The organism is Pseudomonas sp. AK181, assembly GCF_051122975.1.
GTDB lineage: Bacteria > Pseudomonadota > Gammaproteobacteria > Pseudomonadales > Pseudomonadaceae > Aquipseudomonas > Aquipseudomonas lactis.
The window spans coordinates 4,996,366-5,009,146 of record NZ_CP146348.1 but is presented as its reverse complement, the minus strand read 5'-3'; the positions used below and the strand labels follow the sequence as shown (position 1 = coordinate 5,009,146).

Below are 12,781 nucleotides of genomic sequence, written 5' to 3'. Positions count from 1 at the left end.
TCTTGATGTAAGCTCGACTCAAGGAACGGCGCACCTTCTCGATCAGCATCACTATAGATCGCGACGTGGGAAATGTGCCATCCAGCTTCGAATTTCTGTACCGTGAGCGTCGTGTTCGCTGACCACCGACGCGTCCAATAAGTAAGCTTGAAATCCATAAGTGTCCCTTAGCTTAAGGGGGTAGACGCCAACGCGGCGTTCCTCTACCGCCTCAGCCCCGCAGGTGCTGGGCTTGGGCGTTGCTGAGCGACTTTTCCTGAAATTCAGTGTTCTGTTTTCAATGCCGCAAGATGGCATCTTGCAGCATCTTCGGACACGCCCTGAAACGCTCGATCAACAACGTTTCCTCCACAGGTGATTTACCTGATAAGACAAAGTGGGCGTTGCATCCCGCCTTCAAGAAGGCTTGCAGCACTTCGCTCCCTGGAAGCCCCTTGCCTTGCTCGTAGCGACACCAAATCTCGCGAGATATGCCGCAACGTTCAGTCATTACAGCTTGCGTAAGAGCCAGCCGCTTGCGTTCACTTCTGAGTCGTCTTTCTTTTGTTTTCGCGGATGCGAAAATGGGCGTCCTTCTACGAACCCGCCCCGCTGCGAGGCTAGGACTTGGTCGTACCTAGGCCTTTTCCCTCAATTGATCGAAGGCGCAGACACTTTCGGCGCTTCACCGAAAGCGTCCATCAGTGCTGCTCGGGTTTCTTCTAGGGGGATCAGCAATTTATGTCCTGCCTGTTTGTTGATCCCTCCACTCAATGCCGCACCACAAATCAGCCCGAAAACCAGTGCGTAATGGAGGTGTGCCTCGGATTTATCATGGCGCTCGACAGCGGCCTTGAAGTCCAGCAAGGCCCCGGCGAATAGGGCCCTTGGAGATATTACCCCCAAACAGAAACTGGCCCCAACGGACAAGCCTATACTTCTAGCAAGCATTAAAAGCGGGGGTGAATTACCGTAACAGTCTATGATTTACACCGCAGCGACGGAAGCACTCGAGTGAGCGCCTGCTAGTCGACATCCTGCAAACATAAAAATTCGACACGTAAGGGTGATGAGCCATCCCGTATTATTTAAATTTGACATACGCCGTATCTTCGGATCCGAAACAAATATCGTAATAATATCTTTTTAGCTTAGGCAGGCAACCATTAGAAAAAGCCTCAGCATTTTCATCCGTTGCATATTTTACATCTGGAAGACCAAGTCTTTTAATGACGTATAGACCTCCGTCATATTGATATGAAAATGCTTTAGGCAAAATATTTTTTACCAGGGGATACGCAGTCACTATGACTTCAGTGCCAGAGGAATTTTTTAGCACACCATCGACGCGTATATATTTTATATCATCATATCTGCTTCTATTTATGTCATCAATAATGCTGATAGCCGTTCGTTCAATATGGTCGTTTTCTAGTTTAAAAGCGTTATGCGCAGCATAGACAAAACCAACCATATAAATATAAGGAATAACCAGAATATATCTAAGCGCCCTAACCGAAGCCCAGCACAAAGGTATAAGCATTGCCGAGATAAATCCACCAAAGCCTATATAGCCTCTAGCAAAGAATAGTGGTTGCTCGCTAAAAATCATAACCCCAGGAATTAGCAATACAAACGTGAAGAATGCCAAAACGCTTGACAAAGCCAAAGCAAATGGACTTATAGATTTGTAGTTTGATATCAATAAATTGGTAATTGTCAAGACATAAGCAGAAACTAGACATAAGACGAAAATCTCAAAGCCCAAGCTTTGACTGTTAGTGAATATCGAAAATGAAGATGTAAAATTATCGAATACTTTCAAAGCACCAGACTTATCCAGCCCCACAGTAGTGCTGTATTCTAAGAAGTATTTATTGACCTGCACAAAGTGGATTATTATTTTGGAGTAAACAAAATATCCAACAATGAAACCGAAACCCCGGTTAACAAGTCTTAATACGGCTACTCTGAAATCTCCTTTTGTAGCGAAATACAAGAACTCAACAACTGTCAGCACAGCAAAAATATTTACTGAAACTTGATAGGTTGACAATGTCAGCGTCACAAATGTTGCCGTAATCAGAACACACGCAACTGTTCTTTTGAATTCAAAACAAAACGACAGCAAGGCAAATGCAACAGAAAGCACCATAAAAGGTGAATCATATTTAAAATGTAAGTTTGAGCTAAACAGAGGGCTAAGGATTAAGGGGCATATACAAAAAGCAAATAAAATATCCCTCCCGTTAGAAAGTCTCTTGGACAACATAGAAAAAACAAAGCACAAGAAAACCACTGCCAATATTAATGGTGCTGGATATAAATCAGGCACAATATCGCTTTGCAAAGTTAATACATTGTAGAAGATCTCTGCGAATGGTCTTGCATCGCCAGACCATCCTTTAATACCTAGGACAACCCTATACAAGTCATCCATATAGTAAACATTCGAACTAAAAATGGGAATTAACGCCACTCCCAATATCAGCAGGCATGAAATAAAACAGTTTTTGCTATAAGTCATTTTCTGTGCCTTTTGAGGATATACCGCGGTCTTTGTTTTACCTCAGTGTATATGCGCCCGATATATTCACCCAGCACACCAATACCTATCAATTGAATGCCACCAAGAAACAGAATGGAGACGAGTAGCGATGGATAACCAGGCACAGCATTACCCCAGATAACTTTATCAATTACCATGAAGCTACCATACAAAAATGAGCAGGTAGCCACAAACAACCCTAAATATGTCCATACTCTTAGAGGTACAGATGAAAAGCTGGTTATTCCTTCAATCGCCAGATTCCATAATTTCCAGCCATTAAACTTTGAATCCCCAGCAGACCTTTCTGCTCTAGAGTATTCAACCAGTTCAATATTTCCGCTTGCCCATGACAATATCCCTTTCATAAACAAATTGCGCTCAGGCAGCAGCTTAACATTTTCGACTGCCTCTCTTGACATTAGTCGGAAATCACCTACATTCTCTTCAATTCTCGGCGTACTGATTTTATTGTGGCATCTATAAAACCACTCGGCTGTTTTCCTTTTCAACCAGTTTTCTTTAGAGCGATCAGTACGCTTGGCTAACACTACATCAGCCCCTAACTGCCATTTTCTAATAAGCTCTGGAATTACTTCAATGGGATCCTGAAGATCTACATCAATTGGAATTACAGCATCTCCAGTCGCATATTCTATACCAGCAAATAGCGCTGGCTCTTTACCGAAATTTCGGGTGAAGCTTAGCGCCATCACTAGACAATCTGCAGTCGCATATTTATTAATAATCAACTCTGTTGCATCGTGACTACCGTCATTTATGAAGATTATTTCTACTTCATACTCGCTCAACTCTTTGTTTTCACGAACGGCTTTATAGAAGATAGGTATTGCATCTTCTTCATTGAAAACAGGTACAACCAATGATATTTTCATTTTTTATCTTTAAAAACAATCAGTTTTGAGTAAAAGAATCCCACAATCAAGCTAATTGCAGAAAATGTTATCAGCGTTAAAATTGGCGTCAAGCTTATTCGATCGGCTAACAAACCAGACGCATAGCTTAATGCACCCATAAAAGCAACGAACGCAATATACCTGAGTGTCGTAGGCTTTTTCTCGAACGTCATATACGAATTAGCAAAATAAGAAAATGTAACCGCGATACTGAAAGCATACAAATTTGACGTGGCTTGACTGAAGTCTTCCTTATAAACCAGCCATGCAAATACAACCCAATGCAGCATAGTATTGACTATACCCACAGACAAATATTTAAAAAAAAGCTTACTCATTTTCTAAAACCCTACAGCTTTTTTATAAACATTGGACTTGCAATCTACCACAACTGGCAAGCTGTGAATAATACCCATCAAACAGTTACTTGGTTGCAGGAACTAAGTGCTACACGATTATTCTGTTGGTTCCAGATTGCACTATTCCTACGGTAGTTTCTGTGTGGACGTCATTCCGTTGCTAGCGCAGTGGACTGGCACTCTTTCTGATAGCTCAAACCTGAGCCATCTCCGGTATTACTTCAGCAGCTTGCGGGCAGCCATCGTTGGTTAACGCCTAGCTGGTCTGCAATCTCTTAGCTGCTCATCCCCTCACTTTTCAGCTTCAGAGCCTGACGGCGTAGCTCGCTCATTTCATCCTCTGTACGGGTGCGGCTAGTCTTTGGCTTGGCTGCGATCTGAGGGATCATATCGGCCTATTCTTCGGCTGGAGCTGGCTTTACTGGTGCGAGGGACTGAATAGGTGCCATAGAATTCTCTGATGGCTCACTGTCGGTAAACTGGGCCAGACCTTCGCGGATCAGATCGGCCAGTGTCACCGCCACGCCTGTCGCCATCATCCTGCGCTTGGCGATTAACTCTAGCTTTACCCTGGTCTCTTGTTCCAATCGAACGCTGACGTGTTTCTTTGCTGTCATGTCATGCCTCATGTGTTACGCGTATTACTTGACTCAATGTATGCGAATTTCATAGACATGTCAACAGTCTGCATCCTATCCACAGAGGGTGGCTGGGCTGGGAATCAGCTCATTTCACTCCCAATCAGTCAGCACCTGATTCATTGGTTTTCAGGCTAATTATCTTGTCAGTTAGCAAATTGAACACGGCCTCGGGGCGACCTATCCTGTATTTAGGATTTGGGGAGCAACGGAATAAAAAGTGCACCTAAGGCCAGTGAGGGTCTTGGGTGGCTGGTAGCCTGCAAAGGGGAGCCTACAGAATTCGTAAAAAACGTACGCTAAGGTTTTCTGAGCCTTGGTAGGCCATCCATTCACCTATCTGCGCGGGTTTGCCACAGGCGCAGAAGGTAGATAGTCGAATCCACTATCACGTAGCGCATCTCGTAATGGCCGACCTGGATTCGGCGAACATCCCTTGGTTCAAACCCTTCTACCCGCTCCACATTCTTATTCCCCCCTGTCCCACACCCTCCCGCTATGCACCAACCCCCCTGCAATACTGAACAAGCTCCAATCCCTTCTGATCCCCGCTATTCCTTTTGTGTCCTCTTATCCTTGATTCTGTGTATGGCGCCATATATGGTTCGCGCAACATCGAACCTAACCATACAAGAATCCAGCATGAAACGATCCGAGATAAAGCGCCGGCCACTGGCCGACACGGTGCTGGCATCCCTTGAGCCAGGGGAGAGGAATACCGCGAAAACTATGGAATAGACCGGCTTTATTTCGTGGTCAGCAGCACGGGCTGTAAACGCAGGGAGCTTCGTTTCAAGAAGTCTGATGGCAAATGGGGATGGCACGGACTGGGCGCCTACCCGGACGTGACCGCCAAAAAGGCCAGGGAGAAAACTCAGGAAGTGCAGCGGCTCAATGCTGAAGGCGTAGACCCTATCACCCATAAGGCAACGTTGAAAGTTTCCAAGAATGCCGTCGAGGCGAACACGTTCAAAGCTGCAGCCGATCTATGGCTTGATAAAAAGATCAAGGACGGTCGGGCTGAAAAGACCCTGTCCGGAATCAAAGGCGCGCTGACCAACGACATACTCCCGGCCCTTGGTAGCAAGCCCCTGAGCAGGATCACCAGGTCGGATTGCGCCAACCTCCAGGCGAGCATCGAGAGCCGCGGTGCCCACAACACCGCAGAGAAGGTGCGCGTGTGGGTGAATCAGATATTTGGACTGGCCATTGCCAAGGGCATGAATGAGAACAATCCGGCCAGCACTTGATAGACATTGCCGAAAAGGCACCAGAGGAATCGCAGTACCCACACCTTTTGGAGTCGGAGCTGCCAGAGTTCTTGCGGGCGCTGGTTGAATCACGCAGCGGCACCATTGTCCGCACTGCCGCATGGCTGACTCTGCTGACCGCTCAAAGCCAGGCATGACGCGCTGGGCGGAATGGGCCGAACAGGCTGTCAAGATGAAAATGCGGCGTGACAACGTCGTACTGCTGCCCACCCAGATAGTGGAGCTGATCAGTGATCTGCAACGGCTTACTGGCCGGTCCCGCTACCTGATCCCATCATCGGGCGAGAAGGTGCCGGAAATTTCAGATGCGTCGATCAATAAGTGCTTTGCACTGATCGGGTACAAAGGGCGGATGACGGGCCACGGCAGTCGGCACAACTGCGAAACTTTGCTATCCGAATTTGGCTGGGATGAAAACTGGCGGCACATGCATCTGGCCCACAAGAAGGTCGGACTCAAAGGCGTGTATGGCAAAGCGATCTACCTGCCGCAGCGCAAGAAGATGGTGCAGTGGTATGCGGACTATCTTGATGCGCTTCGGGAAGCGCATGACCGAACAACAGCGGGCCGAGTTCGTCTCACGAATCAAAAATATATAAGGACGCTTTATGAAACCAGTAATGGCAACTATCTTTTCTTTCGTGCTGTCTATGACAAGCATCACAGGCGTAGCACAGGCCGGCCAAGTAGATCCTACCGACGTCAGCGAGCAAGCTTGTTCCAGGGATTTGTCATGCTGGGGAAAGCTAAACCATCCCTACTATGTTGACGGTTGCCAACAAGCAATACAGAAAACAGCTAAAAACGCTTTCAAATGGACTGGTGGCAGTGGGGGCATAGCAATAAAGGATATCGCCTGGCTGGATTACAACAAATCGACGATAACCATAAAGGGCGAAAACTTTGAAACCTTGGAGGACGTTGGTGTTTTTCAAGATTCTCACGGCAAGGTCGCGTATCAGCATGGAGCGGGAGTATATAAGAAGGCCAGCTTTGAGTGTGACTATGACGCAGGATCAAAGAAGGTGCTTTCGGTTAGACTGACCGTCTTAGATATATGAGGTCCGCCTAAAAGACGGGCCCTATATTTCTATACTCCCGTGCGCTTCAAAAACGCTGAAGTCTCCGTTGCGGGAATTGTGATGTTTGCAGTAGTAGGGTTTGAAATTTTGACGTGAACCACGCCGTTAGCGACCCACCCGACGCCGATGTTCCGGCGCAAATTCTTCGACGCAAAAAGAGCCATCGTCAAGCTTTAAGGCTTACCCGCAACGAAATTGGCCGACCATGAGAATCAAATCGCCTTCGTCCGGCATTACCCGCACACGGGAAATGGTTCGGTCAAGGCGAATGGGTAGTGGTACACGTAAGATGGAGGACATGTCCGCATAGGGGCCGAGTGGTTGGTAGCTCCCGTAGGGCGTTAATCGGCTTTCGTCGAAACTTGCCGGTCCTGCAACCTCACAGTAAATCAGTGCCCTGAAACCCTCTGTCTCATCCAAATCGGGCATGATCCGTCGGCGCGGAAGGTCGAAAGATCAAAGGAACTGGCGTAGCGCTCAGACACCATTGACAACAGCTTTTCAAGGGCCTCTTTAGGCCATTTTTCAAAGAGCAAGGATTCTCCAGGCAGCAACTCGGCGCCGATCATCCCTTCGATGCCTTTGAAGATGCAGAGCAGCAGTGGTCCAATGTCGCGAGACAAGCGAGTCGGTCTTATATGACGAATGTTGACATTTGAGTCAACCGGCCATAGAGTTCTAAAGGTAGCCCTTGAGGCACTTGATTTTTAACCCCTTGAGGGATTTGCAGAGCCCGGTTGATTTCCGGGCTTTTGCCATTCTGAGACTTCTGCTCACGCAGCTAGCAGTTACCAAACTAGTGGGTACCGGCCTGACTTACTCAAGGTGAGTTGGTCGGACGTTTACTCCTTATAAGCCAGATCGATCACCTTATGATCGTTCATCTTACTCTTGAGCACACGGTTCTCGTCCAATAGCACCTCATTGACGGATGCGAGTTGGGCGATCTTGGCCCGCAGTTCCTCTATCTCCTGACGATGTGCTGCTGACTTTATGCGTTCAGCAAGCAAGTCTTGGTGTTTCACATCACGCATGGCGCGACTGGAGCGCCCTTGAGCCTCGCGGATAGCCTCGGCAATACCTGGGTAGTAGTTGTGAATTAGCGCCGTTGATACGCCTGCTTCGCGGGCGACTGCGGTGATCGTAACCTTGGTTTCCCCAGAGCGGGTACGTCCCTTCTGGATGCGGTAAAGCGCGAGCCGCAGATCCTTTTCACGATCGTCAGCCGGCTTGTAGTTAGTTGCCTTGTCGATCGGCTTCATGCTATCAGGCTCTCCGGGTCCATGCCTAACTTGTCCAGTACGTCTCGGCACCGATTCAGGTCGCGTTCAACGCGCTGTCGTCCGCTCTCGCCAATGTCCGGGCAATGCAGCAGCCCTTTCAGATCATCGTAGAGTCGCTGGTATATGGCCGCGTGGCGACGTCCAATCACGGCATTGTTGCAGTTGCTGCAGCGGGTACGTTCTAAAGTATTGCCGACGCAACCGTCGTTGTCCGCCGTGCACCAGGCATGACCGTTGCTGCGAATCGCAGTGCTTTCAGCAATAGAGTTCAGCATAGAGGCGTGATCCTTGAATATCAGCAGGTTCTGGGGTTCTTGCTGCCACTGCTTGAGCGCACGACCATAGCCGCGAGCCATGGGTTCGTCTCCCAACCAGTAATCAACGATGCCGAGTTTTACATCTTGCAATTCCGTCTGAATATCGGCGTAAAGGTCTAGGTCCAAGTGCTGTCCCCAACTGTCGTCTAGCGCGTAGCCAAAGGTCATGTCCAGTGACCAGTGCGCGTAATGCTCCTTGAGATAACGTAGGTCACCGAAGCGGCTATGCGCAGCGTAGTTGGCAAACTTGCGGCGGAACTGGTGGCTGGTGAGACTCCAGTTCAACCCGCAATCCTTGACGAATATGTTTAAGTTGAAACCCAAACCCCACGTGGTAAGCGTGCGTACTTGGTTACCCTCTTTTGGATATACGCCGAGAAATAACGCATGCCGGTGCTTTTGCGCCTCTACAATTCGCGGATCATGTGGGTTGGCGCGGCGGCGGCGCACGATCTCTGCAGCAATCATGGCCTGATAGGGCGCGCACCAGCGTTCCATCACCCGCAGGCTAAGCACGGCTGCCTCAGGGATCATCCAGTCATGAATTCCTACGTCAGTCTTGTCCGACCGCGAGCGCATCCAATGATAGATGGTGCCCTCATCGTCTTGGGTACGGTGGTGCGCACCCAACTGCAAGTTTGCCAACTCATGGTGGCGACAGCCGGAGGTGCTGGCCAGGATGATGTAGCAGGCCGTACGCAGGTCGCTCAGCGCCCGGTTGAATGCTCTCAGACCTCCCTTCCGACCACTATCGCTCAGAAGGCGATTCTTGGCCGCTATGACTGCTTCGCGACATTGCCCCTTTCGCTCCTTCGCGATGACTTCCAACTTATCGCGAAGGTCTAACAGTTGATGGCCGCGTTCAACCTGCAGGTAGGCCCGTTCGAACAGGATGCAGAACACATCATCGGGGATCAGCGGCGTCTTGCTGTCTTTCTTCTGACGGGAGCCGCTACCGGTGAGCCCTGCCACTGCTAAAGAGGACGTCTCTGGCCAGGGATGCTTTGGCATTGGATCATTGGTGTACTGGCTCAGTTCATAGAGCGCTTCGACGGCCGCTAAACGTCTACGTAGTCCCTCTTGCGACAGCGGTTTTCCCTTAGACCGGTGGGGTTGCCGGTACGCTTTGCAGGCGGTCACATAGCTCGCACATACCAGAGGTGTCACCGCGCCCAGATGGTCGAGCTTGAGCACCTTCAAATGCCGAAGGAATATCATTGCATTAAAGAAAAGTTGTCGCACTATGCCGCCTTTAGGCCGACCCGAATCTGTGCGCCCACTCCGGAGATAACGATACAGCGCCGCCTTCATTACCGCCCGAAATACCGGTGGCACGATGCTGAAGTCCAGTCGTGTTTTACTGGTAGAGATGTTGTTGGGGAAGCCGTCGAGTTGCCAGGTGTCATCGCCGTAGCAACTGAGGATGACCCAGTGTTCACCGACCTTGGTCGCGCTGATGATCAGAGCGTCGCGCTCGGATTCGGCGAGCTCATACACATCGTTCGGCTGGGTGGGAAGAGGTACTTGGGGTGGTACCGTCAGGAGGTTGCCGTTCATGAAAATGTCTCCAGGCTGTCAATCAAATCAATCGACCAGAACTGGTGTGGCTGGGTTCGGGCGCGCTCATGGGCGGCTTCCACTGCTGTGGCCTTAAAGGTGCCGCGGCGCAGCCCCTCGGCAACGATGTAATGCTCAATCAGCCGTGGAATGTGGGCGTATTCCCGTGCCCAGCGCCGCTTGTCCATGCGCGAGCGCTCGGTCAGTACGCGGAAATAGAAACTGAACAGTTTGTACAGATCTTCTGCCGTCACCGCGTAGTGCTTGCAGCGCAGACAGTTCATGAAATTCATGCAAGTCGCGCCTTCGCGCGCCGGGGCGTACTGACCGTATACCAAGTCGGAGCAGTGGCCCATGGGGGTGTCCTTGTAGGTCGTACCGATGGTGTTAGTCAGCAACTCCTGCACCAGTACCTCACCCATGAACTGCCAGTTGCGACGGGCATCTTCGCCGGGCGCCAAGTAGTTCTGGTCGGCCACCTGGGGAGTGTTGCCGAGCGCCGCGGCGGAGGTCGTTAAATCGCCATCGGTCAACTCGAAGATACGATTAGCGAAGGTCTTGCGAAGGCGCGAGACGTTGATGCGTAGTGCCTTCCCGTCGCTGTCGGTCAAGCTATATTTGGTTACGAGGCTACTTGTCGCCTTAGCTAGCGCATTTTGATTCAAAGCCGAGACTCGACTGGCACCCTTATCGCTACCATATCGATATAGCCATACTCTGCCCTTCAGGTCGTCCGGGGCATCTGCATCCAGAGACTCGGTCAGCGACATCACGCGGCGGATTAGTCGCTCCACGTTGGTTCTCACACTCGGTGTTGATTCCAGGAGGCGATTGGCGTTCGAGTCTGAGCGTAGCGCCACTTTGCTGGTGTTGTAACCACGCCGCTTCCATAGCACCAGAAATACGGCGTTGTCTTTGGGGTGCGGCCGCAGGCAGTCCCGGCCTATTTCCAGCAGTGGAGTTGTATTGCGTCCGGTGTGCAGCGCAATGACCAACAGAGCGAAGACCAGTAGCTCCTTGGTCACTGGTGCGTCGTCATCCCAGATCGGCTTAAGAGCCTGCCTGAGTGCTATTTTGAATGCTTGTCGCTCGCGTTTAGATAGCGCTGTCTCGCCCTTGCCCTTGAGGTTGCTGTTTGGGAAAGGGTTGCGCGGAAAGGTGGCTGCATTGCCGGAGTTGATAAGAGTGATCAGCCCACGCCGACCCAAGGCGAGCAGCACAGGCTTGGTCTTCGAATAGACGCTCTTCTGAGTATTAGTAACCCAGCCCCGCCCCGCCAGATGTGCAAGGTAGCCGTCGATCAGATCCCGATGTAAATCAGACAAAGCTAAGTTACGACTAAAAGCCATCCCACGTAGCACGCAGTAGTCAAGGAAGTTGCACAGGCCAGTGTTGCAATAGCTAATAATTGTGGTGACTGAGGCGGCTTGGTCCTGGCCGGCGAGGAACCGCTCGATTTGGCGCTGACAGGCGTAGGTAACGTGGTCGATGCCGACACCGTACCAGCGGCCAAACTTAAAGCGACGGGCGTTAATAGAGTTCCGCCCGAACTCGATCGTAGTGTTAGTCGGCGGGATGACCTCGGGGAGAATGACCACATTGCCTGCCGCGTTGTGACAGTGCTCGACTTGCGGGACGCTGAGATCGGTTTTAGTAAATACCTTGCGCTTGCCCATCAAGTCCCCCCACTAGCGCGTTCAACTCATCGTCATAGGCCAGCACAGCCTCGTCGGCTATTTCGTTGACCAGATGCAGGTACACCATGGTTGTTTGAATCGAACTGTGGCCAAGTTGCCGTTGGATGAATACTAGTGGTTCCAGTCCGCTCGCTGGATTGCGTTGAAGACTGATCAGGGTATGTGTGGCATAGGTATGTCGGAGCATATGCGTATGGACCTTGATCCCCGCCCGCTTGCCTACCTTGCTGATGATCCGATTGATGCTCTTGCCGTCCCCACCGTACGGTCGTCCGAACTGGTTGAGGAGCAGCGCCCTTTGCGGGGTCTTGCTCAGCGACGCACGCTCGCTGCGGAACTTCGTCACATAGCGGTAGAGTTCAGCCATAAACTCGCGACTAACGTAGATACCTCGCGGTTTGCTGCCCTTGGTCACCATGCCGCTGCCGTCGAATGGATCGAGGTAGATGCGAAGGTTGCGCTCGGTTCGTAACGCCTTGTCTGGATCGAAGACATAGGACAGCGGAAAGGCGGCGAGTTCCTCGCGGCGCAGACCCGTATGCAGCGCCAGGCGCATCATCATGCGGTGATGCGGATTCTCCGCAGCGGTCAGTAGCGCCTTGACGTCGGCCATGTTCAGGAACTTGGGCAGAGTCTTATGCCTACGCGGCATCACATCGTTTGCCGTAGCCTTGCCGCCACTTGCATCAATATGTGCAAGAAAACGTCTCCCGTGCCTCACGCTGCGTTCCTCATAGGCGAAGGGCAGGCGCTTCACCCACCCTTCCTTTTGCGCGAACTCGTAGAACTTGCAGATGTAATGCAGACGCTGGCGAGTGGTGTTCGATGCCAGTTCGCACGCAATCAGGCTGTAGTCCCGATAGGCCGCCACAAGGCTCTTTGCCTCGCCACGATCAACGTCGCACCAGTCCAGCTCATGAGCCTGGATGAAGCTGAAAAAGTCGTAGAGCGCGCGTCCGGTGCTGGGCCAGGATCGCTTAGAGCCAATGACCCCGCGAAACAGGTAGTGACGAAAGAACTGATTGGCCGGGACACAACTTTCCATTGAGTCCCATAGCAGAATGGGGAATCCAGGATAGGGTTGCCCAGCGATCACCAAATCGTCAGTAGCCCACACAAGCTCCATCTGCCAT

The 12,781-nt window shown here is 50.9% G+C and carries 13 protein-coding genes and 1 pseudogene; 2 read left to right on the top strand and 12 right to left on the bottom strand.

The window, feature by feature from the left end; genetic code table 11:
- Nucleotides 1–277: 277 nt before the first annotated feature.
- The 7 genes and pseudogenes from V8689_RS22910 to V8689_RS22880 form a co-directional block, all read right to left on the bottom strand.
- The gene (locus tag V8689_RS22910) at nt 278–490 is read right to left on the bottom strand and encodes a hypothetical protein (RefSeq protein WP_434520633.1); all 213 of its coding nucleotides are present in this window, start codon (nt 488–490) and stop codon (nt 278–280) included.
- Between the two features lie 140 nt (nt 491–630).
- Nucleotides 631–846, bottom strand: coding sequence for a hypothetical protein (locus V8689_RS22905; RefSeq protein ID WP_223816856.1), 216 nt, complete (start codon nt 844–846; stop codon nt 631–633).
- Between the two features lie 217 nt (nt 847–1,063).
- Nucleotides 1,064–2,506, bottom strand: a complete 1,443-nt coding sequence (locus tag V8689_RS22900) for a glucosyltransferase domain-containing protein (RefSeq protein ID WP_081089431.1) — start codon at nt 2,504–2,506, stop codon at nt 1,064–1,066.
- The gene (locus tag V8689_RS22895) at nt 2,503–3,423 is read right to left on the bottom strand and encodes a glycosyltransferase family 2 protein (protein ID WP_054899054.1); all 921 of its coding nucleotides are present in this window, start codon (nt 3,421–3,423) and stop codon (nt 2,503–2,505) included. Before V8689_RS22895 ends, V8689_RS22900 begins: the two co-directional genes overlap by 4 nt.
- Complete coding sequence (locus V8689_RS22890) at nt 3,420–3,782, bottom strand: GtrA family protein (RefSeq protein ID WP_056791091.1); 363 nt, start codon at nt 3,780–3,782, stop codon at nt 3,420–3,422. Before V8689_RS22890 ends, V8689_RS22895 begins: the two co-directional genes overlap by 4 nt.
- A 416-nt stretch (nt 3,783–4,198) precedes the next feature.
- Entirely contained in the window at nt 4,199–4,420 is a 222-nt protein-coding gene (locus V8689_RS22885) for a hypothetical protein (RefSeq protein ID WP_054899052.1), read from the bottom strand.
- 353 nt (nt 4,421–4,773) lie between these two features.
- Nucleotides 4,774–4,902, bottom strand: a pseudogene (locus V8689_RS22880) (type II toxin-antitoxin system RelE/ParE family toxin); the annotation flags it as partial.
- Nucleotides 4,903–5,193: 291 nt separating this feature from the next.
- Between V8689_RS22880 and V8689_RS22875 the strand changes: the two are divergent.
- On the top strand, nt 5,194–5,691 hold the full coding sequence (locus V8689_RS22875; RefSeq protein ID WP_223816855.1) for a tyrosine-type recombinase/integrase: 498 nt from the start codon (nt 5,194–5,196) through the stop codon (nt 5,689–5,691).
- A 121-nt stretch (nt 5,692–5,812) separates the two neighbouring features.
- Nucleotides 5,813–6,481, top strand: a complete 669-nt coding sequence (locus tag V8689_RS22870) for a tyrosine-type recombinase/integrase (protein WP_155717324.1) — start codon at nt 5,813–5,815, stop codon at nt 6,479–6,481.
- 702 nt (nt 6,482–7,183) lie between these two features.
- Here the strand turns inward: V8689_RS22870 and V8689_RS22865 are convergent.
- From V8689_RS22865 to V8689_RS22845, 5 genes are all read right to left on the bottom strand, one after another.
- Nucleotides 7,184–7,417 (bottom strand): hypothetical protein, encoded by a 234-nt coding sequence (locus V8689_RS22865; RefSeq protein WP_150072850.1) that lies wholly within the window; start codon nt 7,415–7,417, stop codon nt 7,184–7,186.
- A 219-nt stretch (nt 7,418–7,636) separates the two neighbouring features.
- A complete protein-coding gene (locus tag V8689_RS22860; protein ID WP_054899051.1) occupies nt 7,637–8,056 on the bottom strand; it encodes a hypothetical protein in 420 nt (139 codons plus the stop codon).
- Nucleotides 8,053–9,951 carry a hypothetical protein gene (locus V8689_RS22855; protein WP_056791097.1) on the bottom strand — a complete coding sequence of 633 codons (1,899 nt, stop codon included), beginning with the start codon at nt 9,949–9,951 and terminating at the stop codon, nt 8,053–8,055. Before V8689_RS22855 ends, V8689_RS22860 begins: the two co-directional genes overlap by 4 nt.
- The gene (locus V8689_RS22850; protein WP_056791100.1) at nt 9,948–11,627 is read right to left on the bottom strand and encodes a hypothetical protein; all 1,680 of its coding nucleotides are present in this window, start codon (nt 11,625–11,627) and stop codon (nt 9,948–9,950) included. Before V8689_RS22850 ends, V8689_RS22855 begins: the two co-directional genes overlap by 4 nt.
- The gene (locus V8689_RS22845) at nt 11,602–12,774 is read right to left on the bottom strand and encodes a tyrosine-type recombinase/integrase (RefSeq protein ID WP_434520632.1); all 1,173 of its coding nucleotides are present in this window, start codon (nt 12,772–12,774) and stop codon (nt 11,602–11,604) included. The genes V8689_RS22850 and V8689_RS22845 overlap by 26 nt, the downstream gene beginning before the upstream one ends.
- Between the last annotated feature and the right edge of the window lie 7 nt (nt 12,775–12,781).